Origin of the sequence: Cupriavidus sp. 2TAF22 (assembly GCF_052115045.1) — a bacterium.
Lineage (GTDB): Bacteria > Pseudomonadota > Gammaproteobacteria > Burkholderiales > Burkholderiaceae > Cupriavidus.
The window spans coordinates 82,459-103,287 of the sequence record NZ_JBFRFX010000015.1; the positions used below are offsets into that span (position 1 = coordinate 82,459).

Below are 20,829 nucleotides of genomic sequence, written 5' to 3' on the forward strand. Positions count from 1 at the left end.
ATGTTCGAACGACTTATCCGCTTCGCCATCGCGCAGCGCTGGATGGTGCTGCTCGCCGTATTCGCCATGGCCGCGCTCGGCGTCTACAACTACAGCCGGCTGCCCATCGACGCCGTGCCCGACATCACCAACGTGCAGGTGCAAGTCAACACCGCCGCAACTGGCTATTCGCCGCTCGAGACCGAGCAGCGCGTCACCTACCCGATCGAGACCGCGATGTCCGGCCTGCCGGGGCTGGAACAGACGCGCTCGCTGTCGCGCTACGGGCTGTCGCAGGTGACGGTGATCTTCAAGGACGGCACTGACATCTACTTCGCGCGCCAGCTCGTCAACCAGCGCATCCAGGAGGCCGCGCGCAACCTCCCGCCCGGCGTGGCCCCGCAGATGGGCCCGATCTCGACCGGCCTGGGCGAGATCTACCTGTGGACCGTGGAAGCCGAAGACGGCGCCAGGAAGCCCGACGGCAGCGCCTACACGCCCACCGACCTGCGCGAGATCCAGGACTGGGTCATCAAGCCACAGCTGCGCACCGTGCCCGGCGTGACCGAGATCAACTCCATCGGCGGCTTCGCCAAGGAATACCTGGTGGCGCCCAGCCCTGAGCGGCTGGCTTCCTATGGCCTGAGCCTGCAGGACGTGGTGGCCGCGCTGGAGAAGAACAACGCTAACGTGGGCGCCGGCTACATCGAGCGGCGCGGCGAGCAGTACCTGGTGCGCGCACCAGGCCAGGTCAGGTCGGTCGACGATATCCGCGAGATCATCGTCGGCAGCGCGCAAGGCCAGCCGATCCGCATCCGCGACCTCGCCGACGTAGGCATCGGGCGCGAACTGCGCACGGGTGCCGCCACCGACAACGGGCGCGAAGTCGTGCTCGGCACCGTCTTCATGTTGATCGGCGAGAACAGCCGGGCCGTATCGCAGGCGGTGGACAAGCGTATGGAGGCCATCAACCGCTCGCTGCCGGAAGGCGTCAGGGCCGTCACGGTTTATGACCGCACCCTGCTGGTGGATCGCGCCATCGCCACCGTCAAGAAGAACCTGGTCGAAGGCGCGGTGCTGGTCATCGTCATCCTCTTCCTGTTCCTCGGCAACCTGCGCGCAGCCGTGATCACGGCCCTGGTGATCCCCCTGTCCATGCTGTTTACCTTCACCGGCATGGTGACCTACAAGATCAGCGCGAACCTGATGAGCCTCGGCGCGCTGGACTTCGGCATCATCGTCGACGGCGCCGTTGTCATCGTGGAGAACTGCGTGCGCCGCCTGGCCCATGCCCAGCAGCACCACGGCAGGCCGCTCACGCGCAGCGAGCGCTTTCACGAAGTCTTCGCCGCATCGAAGGAGGCCCGCCGCGCGCTGGTCTTTGGCCAGCTCATCATCATGATCGTGTACATCCCTATCTTCGCGCTCACCGGCGTGGAAGGAAAGATGTTCCATCCCATGGCCATGACCGTGGTGCTGGCGCTGGTCGGCGCGATGATCCTGTCCGTCACCTTCGTGCCGGCCGCGGTGGCGCTGTTCATCGGCGACAAGGTCGCCGAGAAGGAAAACCGCCTCATGCTGTGGGCCAAGCGCGCCTATGCCCCCCTGCTCGGCAAGAGCATCGCCAACACGCCCGTGGTGCTGACGTTCGCCGCCGTCGCGGTGCTGCTCAGCGGCCTGCTCGCCACGCGCCTGGGCAGCGAGTTCATTCCCAACCTGAACGAAGGCGATTTCGCCGTGCAGGCGCTGCGCATACCCGGCACCAGCCTGACCCAGTCGGTCGCCATGCAGCAGCAGATCGAGACCCGGCTGAAGGCGAAATTCCCCGAGATCGAACGCGTCTTCGCCCGCACCGGCACTGCCGAGATCGCCTCCGACCCCATGCCGCCCAACGCCTCCGACGGCTACATCATGCTCAAGCCGCGCGCGCAGTGGCCCGATCCGCGCAAGCCGCGCGAGCAACTGCTGGCGCAGATGGAAGCCGAACTGGAAACCATCCCTGGCAACAAGTACGAGTTCTCGCAGCCGATCCAGCTACGCTTCAACGAACTGATCTCCGGCGTGCGCAGCGATGTCGCCATCAAGATCTTCGGCGACGACAACCAGGTACTGGAAGACACCGCGCAGARAGTCGCCGGCGTACTGCAGGCGATCTCCGGCGCCGCCGAGGTCAAGGTCGAGCAGACCAGCGGCCTGCCGGTGCTCACGGTGGATGTCGATCGCGCCCGCGCGGCACGCTACGGCCTGAACATGACCGATGTGCAGGACACCGTCGCCATCGCCGTGGGCGGACGCGACGCCGGCATCTTCTTCCAGGGCGACCGCCGCTTCAATATCGGCGTGCGCCTGCCCGAAGGCATCCGCGCCGACGTCGAAGCCCTGCGCCGCCTGCCCATCCCGCTGCCCAGGGGCGGCGCCGCGCGCAACGCAGAGGCCGCCCCCACCAGCTACATCCCGCTCGGCGAGATCGCCACGCTCACGCTCGCGCCCGGCCCCAACCAGGTCTCGCGCGAGAACGGCAAGCGCCGCATCGTCGTCAGCGCCAACGTGCGCGGCCGCGACGTCGGCAGCTTCGTCCCCGAAGCCATGGCTGCGCTGGACCGCCAGATCAAGATCCCGGCTGGCTACTGGGTTACCTGGGGCGGCACCTTCGAGCAACTCCAGTCCGCCACCACCCGCCTGCAGATCGTGGTGCCGGTGGCACTGCTGATGGTGTTCGTGCTGCTGTTCGCCATGTTCGGCAACATGCGCGACGGCCTGCTCGTCTTCACCGGCATCCCCTTCGCGCTCACCGGCGGCATCCTCGCGCTATGGCTGCGCGGCATTCCGCTGTCCATCTCCGCCGCGGTCGGCTTCATCGCGCTGTCGGGGGTCGCGGTGCTCAATGGCCTGGTGATGCTCTCCTTCATCCGCAGCCTGCGCGAAGAAGGCAAGGGCCTGGACGAGGCCATCCACACCGGCGCCCTCACCCGCCTGCGCCCTGTGCTGATGACCGCGCTGGTGGCCTCGCTCGGCTTTATCCCGATGGCGATCGCCACCGGCACCGGGGCCGAGGTACAGCGGCCGCTGGCCACGGTGGTGATCGGGGGAATCTTGTCTTCCACCGCGCTGACGCTGCTGGTGCTGCCGGTGCTTTACCGGCTGGCGCACCGGCGCGATGAGTGGGAGAAGGAGGAGAACGAGGAGAAGGAGGAGCGGGAGGAAGCCGGAGCCGGCACGCCAATGGCGCCGGCACTCCCGGAAGGCTGATCGTGCCGTAGCCGAAGTCGTGGCGCAGGGCCATGAGGATGGTCCTGCCGCATGGCGCGCAGAGCGCGCAGCCGGTCCGCAGGCCGCGCGCCGCCGCAAGGCGGCCTACCCGCTGGCGCGTTCCGCCGAGGGGTTCGCTACCGGAAACGACAACTCCAGCACCGTCTCCCCGGGACGGCTGCGCGCGCTGACGCGGCCGCCATGCAGGCGCATGATGGTGTCGACGATCGCCAGCCCCAGCCCGGTGGAAGTGGAAGAGTTGCTGCGCGCGGGATCGCCGCGGTAGAAGCGGCCGAACACATGCGGCAGCGCGTCCGGCGCGATGCCCGCGCCGCCGTTGCCGACCCGGATGGTGGTGGCGGCACTGTCGGCCGTCACGCGGATGTCGACGGCGCTGCCGGCGGGGGCGTGTCGCAAGGCGTTTTCCACGAGGTTGGTCACGGCGCGCCGCAGCAGGGTCTGGTCGGCACGCACGATGCCGTGCCCGGCCAGCCGCACCTTGATGTCGCGGTCCGCGGCCACGGCCTCGAAATACTCCGCTACCTTGTCGAGTTCGGCGCGCGCATCCAGCGCGCGCACCTTCATGGCGACCTGTGCGTGATCGGCGCGGGCGAGAAACAGCATGTTCTCGATCATGCGGGCGAGGCGCTCGTATTCTTCCAGGTTGGACTCGAGCAGGTTTTCGTATTCCTGCACCGGGCGGCTGTGGCCGAGCGTGACCTGGGTCTGGCCGATCAGGTTGCTAATCGGGGTGCGGAAATCGTGCGCCAGATCGGCCGAGAACTCTGAGAGCCGGTGGAAGCTGTCTTCCAGACGGGCAAGCATGTCGTTGAGCGCGTCGACGAGCGCGCGCAGCTCGGTGGGTGCCTGCCCGGCGTCGAGACGCGTGGCGAGCCTGCTCATGGTCACGGCGGAGGCGTCTTCGGCCATGCGCCGCAGCGGCCGCAGGCCGCGCCGCGCCAGCAGGTAGCCAAGGCCGGCCGCCACCGCGGCCCCGCACAGCGTCGCCCACAGCATCTGCGACTGGTAGGCTTTCATCAAGGCGACACGGTAGCCGGCATCGCGCAGCACCACGATCTCGACGGTGCGTTCGCTATCGCCGAGCTGGCCCAGCGCGGCGATGCCGCGCGAGGCCACGCCGTTGCGGGGGTACCAGGTCCGCAGCAGCGTCTTGTCCGGCGCCGCGGTGGCCGGCAGCACCGGGAGTACCGGCACCGGCTCATGGCGCGGATTGAGCGTCACCAGGGGCTCGCCCTGACTGCCACGTACCAGCAGGATCAGGCCTTCGTGGCCGAGCGCGAGATCGGCGAAGCGATGCGTGTCGGCGCGGACCTCGGCTTCGGTGCTGACTTCGCGCAGCAGATGGCGCACCAGCAGCACTTCGCCGACCAGTTCGCCTTCGTCGCGCTCCTGCAACTGGGTAGCGAGCGCGCTGGCCAGGTAGGTGCCCACCGCCACCAGAATGGCCACGGTCGCCGCGCCATAGGCCAGCGCCATGCGGGCAGTGAGCGAAGCGGGCAGGCGCAGCACGGAACGCATCATGACGCCCGGATCATTGCGTATCCTCGTCCTCGAGCACGTAGCCCATGCCGCGACGGGTATGGATCAGCTTGCGGGGAAAAGGATCGTCGACCTTGGCGCGCAAGCGCCGGATGGAGACATCGACGACATTGGTGTTGCTGTCGAAGTTCATGTCCCACACATGGGAGGCGATCAGCGAGCGCGACAGCACTTCGCCACGGCGGCGCGCCAGCAATTGCAGCAGCGTGAACTCCTTGGAGGTCAGTTCGAGCTTCTGCCCGTCGCGCGTGACGCGGCGCTTGACAGTGTCGATCTGCAGGTCCGCCACCTCGATCAGTTCGCTCTCGCGCAGCGGTCCGCGCCGCAGGATGGTGCGGATGCGCATGACCAGTTCGGCAAAGGCGAAGGGCTTGACCATATAGTCGTCCGCGCCGAGCTCCAGGCCCTTGAGGCGGTCTGACAGTTCGTCGCGCGCGGTGAGGAACAGCACCGGCGTATCGCGCTCGCGGCGCAGCTCCTGCAACACCTTCCAGCCGTCCATGCCAGGCAGCATGACATCGAGCACGATGAGGTCGTACTCCTGCCCGCGCGCGTGGGCAAGCCCGTCCACGCCGTCGCGCGCGAGGTCCACCACGAAGCCGGATTCACCCAGGCCCTTGCGCAGGTAATCCCCCGCCTTGGGCTCGTCTTCCACAATCAGTATGCGCATTTCCATTCACTCCTGGCCAGCCAGCGGCTGTCCACCATCCCTCGCGCCGCTCGCAACACACCGACACGCTATACGAGGATTCGCAACGATGGCCGAAGATGTCAGCATTGTCATGTTGGCGTCATGGTCGCGCGGCTTTCAATGCAGGTACAATACCGCATCCATTTTCGCCCGGCCTCGATGAAACGCCTCCTGAGCTGCTTCCTGCTGTGTCTTGCCATGATCGCGCTGCCCGCACAGGGTATCGCGGCGGCAGTCATGATGGTGTGCAGCACGGCGCAGTCGATCCAGGCATCGCCCGGGGCGCTCATGCCGGCCGATTCGCCGGCCATCGACTCCATGATGCTGCGCCACGCCGCCATGAAGTCACAGGCGGAAGCGGCCCTGGCCGGCCATGCCGGCGCGCACTGCGAGGAAACGACGGCCGCGCCGCACGACGTGGACGATATGGCGGATGCCGCCGCCCACCCGGCCCATCCCGATCACCATGCCAAGAGCCACCACGCCGGGCACGGCGCCAACGGCACTTGCAGCGCATGCTCGGCATGCGCGCTCGGCGCGGTAATGCCCACCGTGCTGCCCGAACTCGCGCTGGCCAGCCACGGCCACGCTGCCCCCCAGGCCGCGCTCGCGGCCTTCTCGGGTTTTCTCCCCGCTCCCTCCGACCGTCCCCCCGCCGCACGCTGCTGACACCCGAGGTGCGTCCATCGCACGCTCGCTGAGGTTCGTCTTGCCCCGCGCCGACCATGGCGCAATCCACGAACACTGAGGTTGTCATGCATTTCGTCCGCTTTATGGCGGCAGCGTGCCTGCTGCTCGGGCCGGCCCTGTCATCGGCCCAGCCCGGCAGCGGCGCCAGCGCCAACGCCGCCTCCAGCCCGGCCGCGCCCGCCGATCCACTCGATCCCGGCGCACCCGTGCCGTCCTTGCCATCGCTGGACGTCCTGGCTGGCTACCTGCCATTCCAGGCCCAGGCCGTGGCGCCCTGGCGCCAGACCAATGCGCAGGTAGCACCAGGCGCGCTCCCCGCAAAGGCATCCGATGCCCCCGCAGCCACGCCAGGGCCGGCAGCGCCAGGCAACGGCGGCGGCAGCGCGTCCGCTCCCGGCGGCCACGCCCGCCATCACTGAGGAAGCCGCATGTTTCTCTCCATTCCAGGGTGCTTGCGGGCGGCCGTGGCTACTTGCGCCCTGCTGCTGGCCGGCTGCGCCAGCTTCAGCGACGACGGCGGCTTCGGCACTGCTGCCACTGCTGCGCGCGAACGGCTGGGCACGGACGCGCTGTGGATCCGCTCCGACCAGGAGCGCGCCGACGCCTACCAGCGCACCCGGTCGCTGCTGGCGCAGCCGCTCGATGCAGACAGCGCGGTGCAGGTCGCGCTGCTCAACAACGCTGGCCTGCAGGCCGCATTCGCCGAACTCGGCATCTCGGAGGCCGAATACGTGCAGGCCACGCGCCTGCCCAATCCCGGCTTCTCCTTCAGCCGCACGCGCCAGGGCGACGACCTGAAGATCGAACGCGCCATCGCGGTGGGCCTGGTCAACCTGCTGACGCTGCCGCTGGCGGCGCGCATCGAGCAGGACCGCTTTGCGCAGACCCGGCTGGCGGTGGCCGACAGCCTCCTGCGGCATGCATTCGAAACACGCAAGGCCTTCGTCAACGCGGTCGCCGCGGAACAGGCGGTGCGCTATGCCGAACAGGTCAGGCACGCGGCCGAGACCGGCGCGCTGTTCGCCCGCGATCTTGCGCGCGCGGGCAACGTCAGCTCCCTGGACCATGCACGCGAACAGGCCTTCTATGCCGACGCCACCACCCAGCTCGCCCGTGCGCGCCAGCAGGCGCTGGCGGCACGCGAGCAATTGACGCGCCGCCTCGGCCTGTGGGGCAGCGGCGCGCAGTACCGCCTGCCGGAGCGCCTGCCAGACCTGCCGAAGGCGCGCCCCGCACTCGCCGACCTCGAAGGCTATGCAGTAGGCAATCGCCTGGACCTGCAGGCCGGCCGCGTGCAGCTGGAGAGCCTGGCGCGTTCGCTCGGCCTCACGCGCGCCACGCGTTTCATCAGCGTGATCGACGTGGCTTACCTGCGCAACTCCGAAACGRCCAAGCCCACCGAAAGCGGCTATGCCATCAATCTCGAGATCCCGCTGTTCGACTGGGGCGGCGCGCGCGTGGCGCGCGCCGAGGCGGTCTATATGCAGGCGGCCAGCCGGCTGGCGGAAAACGCGATCAACGCCCGCTCGGAAGTCCGCGAGAGCTACGCCGGCTATCAGGCCCGCTACGATATCGCGCGGCACTACCGCGACGAGGTGGTACCGCTGCGCAAGCGCATCTCCGACGAAGCCCTGCTGCGCTACAACGGCATGCTGCTCAGCGTGTTCGAGCTGCTGTCGGACGCGCGCGAGCAGGTCAACGCCGTCAATGGCTACCTCGACGCGCTGCGCGAATACTGGCTGGCCGAAACCGAGCTGCAGGCCGCGCTTGGCGGCCGCCTGCCCGACGGCGCAGGCGCGCCAGCCAGGCCACCGGCCGCAGCGGCTCCGGCGCGCCCGCCTTCCCTGCCCTCCGCACCGTCTTCCGTGGCCGCCGCCCGCCCGGAAAGCGCAGCCCTGCCCAAAGGAAACTGAACATGGTCACCCGACGACAATTCCTGCATGGCTCCGGCGCCGCCATGCTCGGCGCGGCGCTGGTGTCGCGCGCCGGCGCGGCGATGCTGCCCGAGGCACCGCTGCAATCGAGCACGGCCACGCAGCCGCCGCTGCAGCCCGCCTCCGGCAGGCCCTACAACCCGGTGGTCACGCTCAATGGCTGGACCCTGCCGTGGCGCATGCGGCAAGGCTGGAAGGAGTTCCACCTGGTGGCCGAGCCGGTCGAGCGTGAGTTCGCCCCGGGGATGAAGGCGCACCTGTGGGGCTACAACGGCCAGAGCCCGGGGCCAACCATCGAATGCGTGGAAGGCGACAAGGTGCGCATCTTCGTCACCAACAAGCTGCCGGAGCACACCACGGTGCACTGGCACGGCATCATCCTGCCGGCCGGCATGGACGGCGTGGGCGGCCTGTCGCAGCCGCATATCCCGCCGGGCAAGACGTTCGTCTACGAATTCGAGATGAAGCACGCCGGCACCTTCATGTACCACCCGCACTCCGACGAGATGGTGCAAATGGCCATGGGCATGATGGGCTTCCTGGTGGTGCATCCGAAAGACCCGGCACAGATGCGGGTGGACCGCGACTTCGTGTTCCTGATCTCGGCCTACGACATCGATCCGGGCTCCTACACCCCGCGCGTGGCGGAGATGACCGATTTCAACATGTGGACGTGGAACAGCCGCGTGTTCCCGGGCATCGACAGCCTGCCCGTGCGCCTGGGCGACCGGGTGCGCATCCGCTTCGGCAACCTGACCATGACCAATCACCCGATCCACCTGCACGGCCACCGCTTCGAAGTCAGCGGCACCGACGGCGGCTGGGTGCCGCCGTCCGCGCGCTGGCCCGAGGTCACCACGGACGTGGCCGTGGGCCAGATGCGCGCGATCGAGTTCGTGGCCGACAATCCGGGCGACTGGGCCTTCCACTGCCACAAGTCGCATCACACCATGAACGCCATGGGACACCAGGTGCCGACCATGATCGGCGTCAAGCAGAAGGACCTGGCCAAGCGCATGAACGCCCTGGTGCCGGACTACATGGCGATGGGCGAAGCCGGCATGGCGGACATGGGCGGCATGGAGATGCCGCTGCCGGACAACACCCTGCCGATGATGACCGGGCAGGGTCCGTTCGGGCCCATCGAAATGGGCGGCATGTTCAGCGTGCTCAAGGTGCGCGCAGGGCTCGGCCGCGACGACTATCGCGATCCGGGCTGGTACCGCCACCCCAAGGGCACGGTCGCATTCGAATACACCGAGGCAAAAGGCGCAGGCAAATGACCAGACCGATGAGCAAACTGAAATCCCGCGCGGCAGCCGCGCTGCTGGCCGCAGCGAGCGTCTTCGCATGGTCCCCGGCGTTTGCCGCGGGCGACCATGCCGGACACCATGCCAGCGAGGGCGGCGACGCAATCGGCCAGCCTGGCGATGCGTCCAGGGTCAGCCGCACCATTGTCATCGACATGAGCGACGACATGCGCTTCACGCCGTCGGAGATCGCCGTCCGCGCCGGCGAAACCATTCGTTTCCTGGTGCGCAATGCCGGCCGGCTGCGCCATGAGATGGTGATCGGCAGCGACGCCGACCTCAAGGCCCACTACGCCGCCATGCTGAAGATGCCCGAGATGGAACACGCCGACCCCAATGCCGTCACGCTCGATGCCGGCAAGAGCGGCGAACTGGTCTGGCACTTCACGCGCGGCGGCCGCGTGCCATTCGCCTGCCTGCAACCGGGCCACTTCGACGCCGGCATGCGCGGCCAGATCCGCGTGCGCTGATTACCCCGAACGCCAACGAACAAGGAACAAGGAACAAGGAACCGACATGAAACCCAGCACATCCCTGATCGCCCTGCTCGCGCTGCTGAGCGCCCCGGCCGCGCTGCCCGCGATGGCGGCCGACGCAACCGGCGCGGCCACCGCCAGCGCCACTGCCGCGGCACCGGCCCCGATGACCGAAGGCGAAATCCGCAAAGTGGACGCCGCTGCCGGCAAACTCACCATCAAGCATGGCCCTATCGCCAACCTGGACATGCAGGCGATGACGATGATCTTCCGCGTGCAGGATCCCGCCATGGTCGGGCGGGTGAAGGAAGGCGACCGGGTGCGGTTCAGCGTGGCGCGCGTGAATGGCGCGCTGACGATCACGGCGCTGGAAGTGGAAGCGGCGGCGCAGTAGGCGCGCGCGCCGTTATCCGCTGCCAGTCCCCCGGGCTATTCGACCCGGAAGAATTCCATCGACTGCCCGGCGTTCACCGCGCGCTGCAGCCATTCCGGCCGCTCCCCGGTGCCGTCCCAGCTCTGGCCGAGGGCGTTGCGGTAAAGGGGCGTGGCGGGCCTGGCGACCGCCAGCGATTGTGGCGCCTCCACGACCTCTGCCGCTTCGGCGTCCGGTTCGTCCTGCTCCTGCAGCGATGCGGGAAAGCAACCAGCTTCGACCAAATCTTCGAGCGTGAGGCCGTGGCGATCCATCTGCTCACGGACCCACGCCGCCGCGGCTACTCTGGCTTCATCAGACTCTGACATGACTTTCGTAATTGACTTTGCCGGCGAGGATGGGCCGGCAAAGGGAAGGAAGGGGGCAATCCGGGCGGGTCGAGCCGCGCCTGTAGGCGAGGATTTTACAGGGTCTTGCGCCAATGCTGGAGCAGACATTTCCTACGGCATATTTCACGGCCCTGCGCGCGCCGCCATGGCAGCATCCTTCACGCACCCGGGTGCACGTACCGCCCCATGCCGAGGCAGGCGGCGCGAACCCGGTTCGGCGTGTCCGGGTATACGCCAGGAAGGATGGCCCCGTAGGTCCACCTCCACCGCACCAGCCCGAACCGCCACTGCGCTGGCGAAGCCGCACAGCGGCGGCGCCGGCATGCGGCGTGGCCTGCGCCCGCCCGCGCATGCTTGCGCGTGCACTGGCTCAGGGCACCCACCAGTAACGCGTGACATGGAAGAAAATCGGCGCAGCGAACACCACCGAGTCGAGCCGGTCGAGCATGCCGCCATGGCCCTGGATCATATGGCCCCAGTCCTTGATGCCGCGGTCACGCTTGATGGCCGACATCACCAGCCCGCCGAGGAAACCCATCAAGGCAATCACCAGCGCGATCAGGCCGGCCTTCCAGGGCGATCCATAGGGCGTGATCCACCACAGCGAAGCACCCAGGGCGGTAGCGCTGGCCACGCCGCCGACAAAGCCTTCTACGGTCTTCGACGGTGACAGCAAGGGCGCGATCCTGGTCTTGCCGAACAGCTTGCCCCAGACATATTGCAGGACGTCGCTGCCCTGCACCACGATCACCAGGAAGGCGATCAGCAGCAGGTTGCGGTCCTCGAAGCCCGGGATCGGCAAGGTCAGCAGCGCAGGCACGTGGGATATGCAGAACACGCAGATCATCACCGCCCATTGCACGCCCGCGCAACGCTCGAGGAAGCGCGTGGTCTCGGCCGAGAGCGCTGACAGGATGGGCAGGATCAGGAAGGCATAGACCGGGATCAGGATGGAGAACAGCCCGTACCAGCTGATATAGACCAGTACATATTGGAGCGGCAGGAAGACAAAGAATGCGGCCACGATGGCGCGATGATCGCCGCGCCGGGTGGTGGTGATGGTGACGAACTCGCGCAGCGCGAAGAACGACAGCAGGTAGAACAGCACGATGATGGCGGTGCGCCCCAGCATGAACGCCACGCCGAGCACGCCGATCATCCACCACCACGCGGATACACGTGCGCCCAGGTTGTCGATCACCGCGTGCGGGCGGCCTCCGGCAATGCGCCAGCGCAGCACCGCCGTCACGGCGGAGGCCAGTACCAGCACGCCGAACACCGCGGCGAACAGCACCCACGTCTCGCGCAGTACGTTCGAATAAGATTGGATCATGGTCCCTACTCCAGCGCCGGCGCCAGCGACAGCAGGCCGGCACGGCAACGTGCCAGGAAATCGTCCTTGCTCTCTTGCTCGCCGAGGGTGAGCGGCTTGCCGAAGGTAACCGTGCACAGCAGCGGCACCGGCACGATCTCACCCTTGGGCATCACGCGGTTGAGGTTGTCGATCCACACCGGCACGAACTCGACGCTGCCGCACACGCGCGCCAGGTGATAGATGCCGCTCTTGAACGGCAGCAGCCGTTCATCGGTGGTATTGCGCGTGCCTTCGGGAAACAGGATCAGCGAATCTCCCCGCAGTACCGCTGTCTTCATCAGCGCGACCGGATCGGCAGCCGGGTCGCCACCCTGGCTGCCCTTGGTGCGGTCGATCAGCAGGGCATTGAAGACATCCCGCCCGATGAAGCGGCGCACGGCGGACTTGTCCCAGTAATCCGCGCCAGCCACCGGCCGCGTCAACGAGCGCAGGTCCGGCGGCAGGCAACCCCAGATCAGCACGAAATCGCCGTGGCTGCTGTGGTTGGCGAAGTAGATGCGCTGCACGGCTGCCGGCAGGCAACCGTTCCAGCGCGCCTGCATGCCCGTCAGCAGGCGAGCGAACAGGATGATGGCGCGTGCCACCAGCTTGGAAATCCACATTGCACGTTATCTCAGCAGGAGTAGCAACAGCGCCGCCAGCAATTGCAGGGCGGCCAGCACCGCGGCCCAGTGAAGCAAGCGCAGCGCGCCGCGGGCGCGCTCCACCAGATTCCGGCTGGCGGCGCCGGGGACGCCGGGCTTCAGCCAGCCCAACTGCCGCAGCGCGCGATCCAGTGCCGCCAGCGGCGCGCTACTGCCCGCCAGGCCACCGGCGTCGCTATCCGCCATCACATCGGCCAGCACCTTGAACAGCCGGCAATCGATGGTGACGCGCACGAGCAGCCACAACTGTACGGCGCCGGACAGGGCGGCCACGATCCCCAGCGCGAGATAGACCATGCCCGCCGGCGACAGCGTGCCGGCCAGCAGTACGTTGATCAGCGCCAGCACCAGCCCGGCCCATGTCAGCCTGGTCGCGGCTTCCAGCCCGCCCGCGGTGGCCTGCGCCACCCAGTGCGCGGCGGCGGCATCGCGCCTGCCGCCGTCGTTCAGGCCGTCGTCATCCATTGCGCTCGCCATGGCCCGTTCCTTCCGAAGACTGCGCCGCCTGCCTGCGGCCGATGAAATCCGCCAGCGCCGCGACGCTGTCCGCGCGCAGCACCACTTGCGGTCGCCCCTTGCGCAGCAGGGCCAGCGGCTCATCGACGGCGCGCGCACCGGTGCGTGCGGCCAGCCAGGCCGCGGCCACCAGTGCGCTGCGCGAATAGCCCAGCGCGCAGCAGACCAGCACCGTGCGGCGCTCGCCATGCCAGGCTTCCAGTATGGCCACCGCTTCGTCCAGTTGCGCGGGCGGCGGCACGGTGAGGTCCAGCACCGGCACGCAGCGATAGGGGATGCCGGCGGGCGCGAGCCGCGGCAATTCCGCGGTCAGGTCCAGCACCGCCTGCGCGCCAAGCCGGCGCAGCCCGCCTGCGTCGGGGAAGCGGCCCACCCAGATACCGGGCACGATCTCGCTGGCCTGCGGCCGGCCGCGCGTCCACCAGCGCGAATTGGCAAAGGCGCCAAGCTGGTACGGCGCCAGCACCCACCGCGCCGCCATCGGCATGCTGCCGTCGGGCCCTTTCTGGAACAACGCAGGCAACCCCCGCCGGTAGATCGCTGCCACGCAGGCCAGCGCCAGCGCCAGCCAGCCAAGCAGCAACGCCGCCAGGGCCGAGGCTGGCAGCACCGCCAGCGCCAGCGCGCCGGCCCCCAGGGCGCCGGCGGCGTAGCGCACGGAAAGCTGGCGCGTGCGCACCCCGCGCCCGGCCACGCCCCGCCGCTCGCCCTGCCCCAGCGGGAAGAGGAAGACGCAGAACCAGCCCACCAGCCAGCCGGTCGGCAAATCGATGGCATGGTGCTGGTAGGTGGTCAGCACCGAGATGCCGATCAGCGCGAACCACACATGCAGCAGCCAGCGCCAGGCACCGCGCGCATGCATGGCATAGGCCACCCACAGGATCACCAGCAAGCTGATATGCAGCGACGGCGCCTGGTTGAACGGCTTGTCGAAGCCGCCCAACAGCGCAAACAGACGGCCCGGCAAGCCGTCCGCCGGCGGGCGCTCGAAGGCAAAGCGCAACGGAAACGCGATGAAGCAGGCCACCGAGATCAGTTGCGCCGCCAGCAGCCGCCTGGCATGCGTGATGAGCGCCGCGCGCGTGCGCCACAGGAAGAAGGACAGGCCGTAGAGCAGATCGATCGACCAGTACGGCACGATGCTCCACGGTACGAAGGGAATATGCCGTTCCCACCCGAAGTAGAAATACGGCACGTCCGCGCGCAAGCTGGCCAGCCAGTTGGCGAAGCCGTAGGAAGAGAAAAACAGCACGCCCATGGCGCAGAGCAAGGCCAGCGCCAAACCCCACGGACGGGTTTCGGCAACGTCCATGCGCGGCGCCGTGCCTGCGCTGCCGCCTTCGGCCTGCTGCTGGAACATCACGCGACCCTGCGCGCCAGGCTGACCGTGAAGATGCCCCACGGATCGATGCGCTGCGCGATCTTCTCGAAGCCCGCCTGGCGGACCAGTTCGTCCATCTCGGCCTGCGAGCGGCGCCGCATGACCCAGGCCGAACCTGCGCGGTGACTGGTCAGCGCGCGCGCGATGAACTCCAGCTGCGGATGCCAGGGCTGCCCCGTATAGACCAGGTAGCCGCCCGGCGCCACCGCCCGGGCGAGGCCGCCCAGCGAGCGCGCCACCATGGCGTTGTCGCCGAACAGCTCGTACAGGCCGGAGACGATGGCCAGCGTGGGTGCCGGGTCGAGCGCGGCAAGCCCGTCACCGTCGAATGCATCGCCCTTCTCGAAGCGTGCGATATCCGCCAGGCCCTTGCTGCGGATGAGTGCGCGGCCTTGCTTGACGTTGATGTCGCTGTAGTCGCGCAGCAGGATGCTCTGCACGTGCTGCGCGGCGGAGCCGTTGAACACCTTGGCGGCAAGGGCCTCGAGCACGTAGCGGCCGTGGCCCGCCGCGATATCGACGATCCGCACCGGCACGCCGGCGGCACGCAGGGTGCCGATGGCCTGGCCAAGCAACTCCTCGACATGCACCTTGCGCTGGCGGATGCCGCGCCAGCCGATAGCGTCCAGGTAGCCGCGGTCGATCAGCGGTCCGATCCCGAACCTGCCCTGCGCCTTGTTGCAGTAGACGTAGTCCAGCGTGGAGCCCGAGTCGAAACCGGTCTGCTGCCCGAGGCGTACGCCGTCCGACAGCAGGCCGCCGAACTTCAGGCCGGCCCGTGTCAGGGCCCAGTACATGCCGGCCGGGCCGGCTGCGGGCCGGCCCAGGCGGTCGGACTCGTCCTTGAAGACGCCCCTGCGGTCCGCATCGAGCAGCGAGACTGGCGCCGACGGCATCTCGAACTCGCGCACGATAAAGCGCCGCGCGGCCGTCACGGCTTGCGCCCGGTCGCGCTCGCCAAGGGTGTCGTGATAGAAGCCGTCCAGCACGATACGCTCTTTCACGCCCGAGCCAAGCCGTTCGAAAAAGGCGTCCTGTGGCGCGCGGTGCACCACCCAGTCGGCGCCCGAGATCAGCAGCTGCGTGGGCACCGTGATGGCGGCCGCGTCGGCCACGATACGCTCGGCGGTCTCGTAGAGATCGAGCAGGATATTGACGGCGATCGGGCGCGTGATGAGCGGATCCTGCTGGTAGCTGGCAACGCGCTCCGGATCGTGCGTCAGGAACCTGGCCTTGACGTAGCTGTTGACGAAGAACTTGCCGCGCAGCTTGTGCATCAGCTTCAGTCCAGGCCGTGCCAGCGGTATGTAGAGCTTGACCTTGAATGCCGGCGAGGCCAGCACCAGGCAGCGGATCCGTGGCGCGTAGTCATGCACCCAGGTGGACACCAGTACCGCGCCGACGCTTTGCGCCACCACGGCGATGCGGCTGACCGGAATGCCATGCACGGCGGCGATGTGGTCGACGAAGGTCTGGATATCGCGCACCGACGTCGCCAGGCTGGGACTGTATCCGCGCTCGCCCGGCGAACGCCCGTGACCGCGCGCATCCCATGCGAAGAAGGCGTGTCCCGGCAGGTCAAGCTCATCGACCAGGTGGGCGATGCGCCCGGAGTGCTCGTGGCCCCGGTGGAACAGCACCACGGCACCCTGCGGCGCGTCATCCCTGGCTGGCCAGTGGCGGTAGAACAGCGACTGCCCGTCATGGGTCTCGAACTGTGCCTCGACGGCGGAACGCCCGGTTTGACTGTCCACGTAGGTTCACTCCACGGGTTGGGAAGACGGTTCGGTGCGTGGCGGCTGCGTGCGTGCGCTGCGGGCCTGCGTGCCCTCGGCCACCCCGCGGCGTACCCGGTTGGCAATGGTCAGCAGCGACAGCACGGCCAGCAGCACAAATAGCCAGTGCGCCAGCGGGGCCAGTCCACGGCCGAGACCGACCCACAGCCCCAGCGCGCCCAGCACCAGGGCGCGATCGCTCTTGCCAAGCGGGCCGTCATAGCGGCGGCTGGCCCCGGCCAGCGGGCCGATCAGGCCCGCGCATTCGACAATCACCGCCAGCACGGCAAACACCATGACCTCGCCGGCACCGAACGGGGCCACCATGGCAAACGGCAGGATCAGCGCAAGATCGGAGACGATATCGCCCAGTTCATTGAGATAAGCCCCCAGCACGCTTTGCTGGCCGTGTTCGCGCGCGAGCATGCCATCGATGGCATTGAGCGCCATGCGCAGGAACAGCCAGAGCGGCATCAGCAGGAATACGCCCGGAAGCCAGGCCAGCGCTGCCGTCAGCGCGCCGATCACCAGGGAGCCCGCGGCGGCGGCGAGCGTGACCTGGTTGGCCGTGACGCCACGCGCGGCAAGATGCTTCACCAAGGGCCGCAGCAGAGCCTGGAACTTCGGTTTGATCTGGTAAAGCGTCATGTTTGCGGCCGTTTCAGGCCTTATGTTTTCTGCTTCATCAATGATGGTGCGGCCGTGAGCCGCGTGCGCCCCTGTCTCCGAAGCGTCCAGAAGCGTCCAGAATCGTCCCGAGACACCTTCCCGTGTGCAGCACGCCCCACAATCGCGCAAGGATAGCGTGATTGCGCATTTCCGCCAATCATTAAGAATTTATGAGATTTTTGGCACATTTTCGACACGATTGGGCGCGGTACCGCCACGACGCGCACTTACATGATTGGAGAAGCGGCGCCGGATCGCAATAGAAGGAATGCCTGAGGAGCGTATTGCGCCAACCGCCCGGGAAGGACTCGGCCCGCGCGGCGGCGTCGCCGGGTGCAGCCACGCGGGCTGAAAGCCGGGATGATGCATGACAGCATTGTCATGCGGGGGTCATGTTGCCGTGGCCGCCGTCTTTCTAGACTTGCCTCCAAGGTCGATCGATGGCGATCGGCAAATCCTCGGAGAAGAACGATGCGTACTTTCAAGCAAGCCATGCTGCTCGCCGCCACGGCCGCCACGCTGGCCGGCGCGGCCGGTTTCGCCAGCGCCGCCCCGCGCAGCGTGGATCCCTACCTCGACGGCGCGGCCGCGGGGCAGCCGCGGGATGCAGGCGCGCAAGGCGTCAGCAACCACGGGACGCGCGACCCGTTCACCGATGGCGGCGGCAACATCAGCCCGCGCAACCCCTTCAGCGACGGCGCCCGCACCGGCCCGCGCGACAGCTTCACCGACGGCGTGTGAGCGCGCTCATTGCCGCCCGGCCCTCGCCGGCCGACGGCACGTGCTCAGCGGATCTGGCCGTAGATGCGGCGGGCCTGCTCGGCCGACGCTAGCGGGCGGCCCAGGGTCCGCGCGCCATCCGCAGCCTGCCCGACGAGCGCCGCGTTGCCTGGCGCGGTGCTGCCGTCGCGCAGCTTCAGGTTGTTCTCGAATCCCACCCGCACGTGGCCGCCGAAGGCAGCCGCGGTGGTCACGCAGGCATTCTCCTCGCGGCCGAAGGCGCAGATCGCCCACGGCAACGTACCGTCGAACACCTGCAGGAACGGCAGCAGGTCGCGCGGCGACGAAACCTGTCCGGCCGAGTACCGGCCCAGCACAAACAGCACCGACCACGCGCCCGGCGGCACCAGCCCCCGGGCGCGCAGCGCTTGCCAGCGCTCCACGTCGGCCGCGTCGTACAGGATGATCTGCGTCATCACGCGCTCCTGCGCCAGCCAGGCCAGGAACGCGGCCAGCTCGGTTTCGGCGATATCCGGCACCGCGATTTCGCGCAGTCCGATCGACACCGCCTCCGGACGCAGTTCGCGCACCATGGCGATCTGCTCGGCGGCGCGGTAGATGCCGGCCGCCTCGCTGGTCACCTGCACCAGCAACTCATCGCCCACCGCCTGCTTCACGGCGGCCAGCGCCTCGCGGTAGAGCTGGGCATCGAGGGAATGGCGGCCGTCGGGCTGGCGCACATGCATGTGCATCATGGCCGCGCCCGCGTCCAGGCAGGCGCGAGCCTCGGCCGCCAGCGCGGCCGCGGTGGTCGGCACCGCCTGGTGGTCGGCGGCGGTCTTGTACGCGCCGTTCGGTGCTACGGTAATGATCAGCGGCGAATCCGCCAGCAGGGCTTGTTCGGTCATGGTGCGCTCGGTATGGATGGCGTGTGCGGGATAAGGTCTAGGTTCGGATCAGGGCTCGATCGCGGGCAACTCGGGCGCGATCAGGTCGAGCCCCGCGCGCAGCAGCCGGTCATAGCGCTCCCGCTCGGCCGCGATGGCCTGCGGCGTCCACTGGTAGAAGCCTTCGCCGGTCTTCATGCCGTGGCGGCCGTCCGCCGCCCGCTCGGTCAGGCAGCGCGCCGGCTCGGCGGCATTGCAGAAGGTAGGGTACATGGTCGCGCCCGCCGCGGCATGCACGTCGATGCCGGCGTGGTCGCGCTGCATGACGGGCCCGGCCGCCAGGAAGCGGAAGCCAAAGCCAAAACGCACCGCCGCGTCCACATCCTCGGGCGAGGCGATGCCACGGTCGATCAGATCGAACGCCTCGCGTGACAAGGCGTGCTGCAGGCGGTTGGCCAGGAAGCCCGGCAGGTCCTTCTTCACCTTCACGGGCACCATGCCGCAGCGCCGCATGAACGCGATCAGCGCGTCTGCGCCAGTTTCGGCACTCCCCGCCCCCATCACCACTTCCACCAGCGGCACCAGGTGCGCCGGCATGAAGAAATGCAGGCCGAGCATGCGCTCGCGCGTGGCCAGGCCCTCGCCGATGGCGCTGATGGGGAAGCTGGAACTGTTGCTGGCGAGAATGGCGTCGGAGCGCGCCCGCTGAACCAGGTCGGCAAAGAGGGCACGCTTGATGTCCAGCCGCTCGGGTATGCATTCGATCACCAGGTCGACCGTGTTCCAGTCGATCGCATCAAGCGACGCAGCCACCGCCAGCCCGGACATGCCGGCCTCGGCGTCCGGTCCGATGGCGGCGAGATTGGCGCCGACGCGTGTCGATACGGCGGCGGCACGCCCGGCGTCCGGTTCCACCACGGTGGTGCGGCAATGTGCCCGCGCCAGCACGACGGCCACGTCGGCACCCATGGTGCCGCCGCCGACCACCACGGCGTGAGCCTTGCCGGGAGCGGCAAGCGGGAACGTTACGGGGGCGTGTGGCATGGCAGATCCTTTTCTATGACGGCTATGACGGCTTTAGGCGGGCGTTTTACAGTGCGAGCGCCAGTGTAGACAATCCCCTTTGATTGATGAATCAGATTTTTTAGATAAAATGATCTAAAAACGAGATCAATCCAATGAAGATCAACCTGTCGATGCGCGATGTCGAGACCACGCTGGTGCTCGGCCGGACCCTGAACTTCCGCCAGGCTGCCGGCCAGTTGCATCTTTCGCAGTCGGCCTTGTCCACCCAGATCCTGCGCATCGAGGAGTCGCTCGGGGTGCGCCTGTTCGACCGCACCACCCGCACCGTGCGGCTGACCGCGGCTGGCGAAGTCTTCATGCGGCAGGCGGCTGTGCTGCAGGCAGCCTTCCGCGACACCATCGACGCGGTCAGCGGCATTGCCAGCGCGCAGCGGGGCCAGGTCGCCGTGGCCGCCCTGCCCTCGCTCGCCGCACGCCTGCTGCCGCGTGTGCTGATGGCCTTCCGGCGCGACCATCCCAAGGTCGCGCTCAAGGTCTACGACACGCTCTCCGGCCCCGCCTTCGACCTGGTGCGGGCCGGCGAGGTGGACTTTGCGCTGACCGCGGCGGACCCGCAGCAGGCCGATCTGCATTACGAGCCGATGATGTCCGACCGCTTCGTGCTGCTGATCCCGGCCACGCACCCGCTCGCGCAAGGCAAGGGGCCGCTGCGCTGGGCCGATACGGTGGACGCCGAGCATGTGTCGATGACCCATCCCAGCAGCGTGCGCCAGTACGCCGAGTGGGCCTTCCTGCAGAACCGCATCCGCTTCCAGCCGGGCTTCGAGGCCGAGCACCTGGCCACCATCGCGGCCATGGTCGAATGCGGTTTTGGCGTGGCCGCGCTGCCGGAGATCGCGGCCGGCACGGTGCGCCAGCCCGGCATCGTCGAGCGCCTGCTGACCGCGCCGGTGACGGAGCGCTCGATCGGCCTGGTGACACCGCGCAACCGCAGCCTGTCGCCGGCCGCGACTGCGCTGGCGAGCGTGCTGCGGGCCCATCTGGCGCAGGCCGGTGGTGGCGTGGCGCAGGCCGGCTGAAGCCGCCCGGGCCAATCCGCAAGCAAACCGTACAGCGCTTGAAAGCGCCCGGCGATTCGGGGTATGGTCGGAGCCAGCCGCCGTCCAAGGATCCCGCAGTGACATC

The 20,829-nt window shown here is 68.3% G+C and carries 20 protein-coding genes; 9 read left to right on the forward strand and 11 right to left on the reverse strand.

The window, feature by feature from the left end; genetic code table 11:
* Complete coding sequence (locus AB4Z48_RS19730) at window positions 1-3,228, forward strand: CusA/CzcA family heavy metal efflux RND transporter (RefSeq protein WP_441616961.1); 3,228 nt, start codon at window positions 1-3, stop codon at window positions 3,226-3,228.
* Between the two features lie 105 nt (window positions 3,229-3,333).
* On the opposite strand, the gene AB4Z48_RS19735 is transcribed toward AB4Z48_RS19730, so the two are convergent.
* Together AB4Z48_RS19735 and AB4Z48_RS19740 are read right to left on the reverse strand one after the other, a co-directional pair.
* A complete protein-coding gene (locus AB4Z48_RS19735; protein WP_441616963.1) occupies window positions 3,334-4,770 on the reverse strand; it encodes a heavy metal sensor histidine kinase in 1,437 nt (478 codons plus the stop codon).
* A 10-nt stretch (window positions 4,771-4,780) separates the two neighbouring features.
* Window positions 4,781-5,458: a heavy metal response regulator transcription factor gene (locus AB4Z48_RS19740; protein ID WP_441616965.1), complete on the reverse strand. Its 678-nt coding sequence runs from the start codon at window positions 5,456-5,458 to the stop codon at window positions 4,781-4,783.
* A gap of 180 nt (window positions 5,459-5,638) precedes the next feature.
* Here AB4Z48_RS19740 and AB4Z48_RS19745 point away from each other — a divergent pair, with 180 nt between their 5' ends.
* The 6 genes from AB4Z48_RS19745 to AB4Z48_RS19770 all read left to right on the forward strand — a co-directional run bounded on the left by AB4Z48_RS19745 (window position 5,639) and on the right by AB4Z48_RS19770 (window position 10,283).
* Window positions 5,639-6,148, forward strand: coding sequence for a hypothetical protein (locus AB4Z48_RS19745; RefSeq protein WP_441616967.1), 510 nt, complete (start codon window positions 5,639-5,641; stop codon window positions 6,146-6,148).
* A gap of 86 nt (window positions 6,149-6,234) precedes the next feature.
* Entirely contained in the window at window positions 6,235-6,588 is a 354-nt protein-coding gene (locus AB4Z48_RS19750; protein WP_441616968.1) for a hypothetical protein, read from the forward strand.
* Window positions 6,589-6,597: 9 nt separating this feature from the next.
* Window positions 6,598-8,082, forward strand: a complete 1,485-nt coding sequence (locus AB4Z48_RS19755) for a TolC family protein (protein ID WP_441616970.1) — start codon at window positions 6,598-6,600, stop codon at window positions 8,080-8,082.
* 2 nt (window positions 8,083-8,084) lie between these two features.
* The gene (locus AB4Z48_RS19760; RefSeq protein WP_441616972.1) at window positions 8,085-9,386 is read left to right on the forward strand and encodes a multicopper oxidase domain-containing protein; all 1,302 of its coding nucleotides are present in this window, start codon (window positions 8,085-8,087) and stop codon (window positions 9,384-9,386) included.
* 8 nt (window positions 9,387-9,394) lie between these two features.
* Window positions 9,395-9,883: a cupredoxin domain-containing protein gene (locus AB4Z48_RS19765; protein ID WP_441616974.1), complete on the forward strand. Its 489-nt coding sequence runs from the start codon at window positions 9,395-9,397 to the stop codon at window positions 9,881-9,883.
* A 46-nt stretch (window positions 9,884-9,929) separates the two neighbouring features.
* Window positions 9,930-10,283: a copper-binding protein gene (locus tag AB4Z48_RS19770; protein WP_441616976.1), complete on the forward strand. Its 354-nt coding sequence runs from the start codon at window positions 9,930-9,932 to the stop codon at window positions 10,281-10,283.
* Between the two features lie 35 nt (window positions 10,284-10,318).
* On the opposite strand, the gene AB4Z48_RS19775 is transcribed toward AB4Z48_RS19770, so the two are convergent.
* The 7 genes from AB4Z48_RS19775 to AB4Z48_RS19805 all read right to left on the reverse strand — a co-directional run bounded on the left by AB4Z48_RS19775 (window position 10,319) and on the right by AB4Z48_RS19805 (window position 16,990).
* Window positions 10,319-10,630, reverse strand: a complete 312-nt coding sequence (locus AB4Z48_RS19775; RefSeq protein ID WP_441616978.1) for an H-NS family nucleoid-associated regulatory protein — start codon at window positions 10,628-10,630, stop codon at window positions 10,319-10,321.
* Between the two features lie 391 nt (window positions 10,631-11,021).
* Window positions 11,022-11,984: a phosphatidate cytidylyltransferase gene (locus tag AB4Z48_RS19780; protein ID WP_441616980.1), complete on the reverse strand. Its 963-nt coding sequence runs from the start codon at window positions 11,982-11,984 to the stop codon at window positions 11,022-11,024.
* A gap of 5 nt (window positions 11,985-11,989) precedes the next feature.
* On the reverse strand, window positions 11,990-12,628 hold the full coding sequence (locus AB4Z48_RS19785) for a lysophospholipid acyltransferase family protein (protein WP_441616981.1): 639 nt from the start codon (window positions 12,626-12,628) through the stop codon (window positions 11,990-11,992).
* 6 nt (window positions 12,629-12,634) lie between these two features.
* Entirely contained in the window at window positions 12,635-13,147 is a 513-nt protein-coding gene (locus AB4Z48_RS19790) for a hypothetical protein (RefSeq protein WP_441616983.1), read from the reverse strand.
* Window positions 13,128-14,546 (reverse strand): phosphatase PAP2/dual specificity phosphatase family protein, encoded by a 1,419-nt coding sequence (locus AB4Z48_RS19795; protein ID WP_441617112.1) that lies wholly within the window; start codon window positions 14,544-14,546, stop codon window positions 13,128-13,130. The genes AB4Z48_RS19790 and AB4Z48_RS19795 overlap by 20 nt, the downstream gene beginning before the upstream one ends.
* Window positions 14,546-16,321 carry a bifunctional alpha/beta hydrolase/class I SAM-dependent methyltransferase gene (locus AB4Z48_RS19800; RefSeq protein ID WP_441616985.1) on the reverse strand — a complete coding sequence of 592 codons (1,776 nt, stop codon included), beginning with the start codon at window positions 16,319-16,321 and terminating at the stop codon, window positions 14,546-14,548. Before AB4Z48_RS19800 ends, AB4Z48_RS19795 begins: the two co-directional genes overlap by 1 nt.
* A 6-nt stretch (window positions 16,322-16,327) precedes the next feature.
* Window positions 16,328-16,990, reverse strand: a complete 663-nt coding sequence (locus AB4Z48_RS19805; protein WP_441616987.1) for a CDP-alcohol phosphatidyltransferase family protein — start codon at window positions 16,988-16,990, stop codon at window positions 16,328-16,330.
* A gap of 492 nt (window positions 16,991-17,482) precedes the next feature.
* Between AB4Z48_RS19805 and AB4Z48_RS19810 the strand changes: the two genes are divergently transcribed.
* Window positions 17,483-17,752 (forward strand): copper resistance protein CopQ, encoded by a 270-nt coding sequence (locus AB4Z48_RS19810; protein ID WP_441616989.1) that lies wholly within the window; start codon window positions 17,483-17,485, stop codon window positions 17,750-17,752.
* Between the two features lie 44 nt (window positions 17,753-17,796).
* On the opposite strand, the gene AB4Z48_RS19815 is transcribed toward AB4Z48_RS19810, so the two are convergent.
* Entirely contained in the window at window positions 17,797-18,639 is an 843-nt protein-coding gene (locus AB4Z48_RS19815; RefSeq protein ID WP_441616991.1) for a 3-keto-5-aminohexanoate cleavage protein, read from the reverse strand.
* Between the two features lie 48 nt (window positions 18,640-18,687).
* Complete coding sequence (locus AB4Z48_RS19820) at window positions 18,688-19,662, reverse strand: 3-hydroxyacyl-CoA dehydrogenase family protein (RefSeq protein ID WP_441616993.1); 975 nt, start codon at window positions 19,660-19,662, stop codon at window positions 18,688-18,690.
* Between the two features lie 134 nt (window positions 19,663-19,796).
* Here AB4Z48_RS19820 and AB4Z48_RS19825 point away from each other — a divergent pair, with 134 nt between their 5' ends.
* Window positions 19,797-20,723, forward strand: coding sequence for a LysR family transcriptional regulator (locus AB4Z48_RS19825; RefSeq protein WP_441616995.1), 927 nt, complete (start codon window positions 19,797-19,799; stop codon window positions 20,721-20,723).
* The last annotated feature ends 106 nt before the right edge of the window (window positions 20,724-20,829 follow it).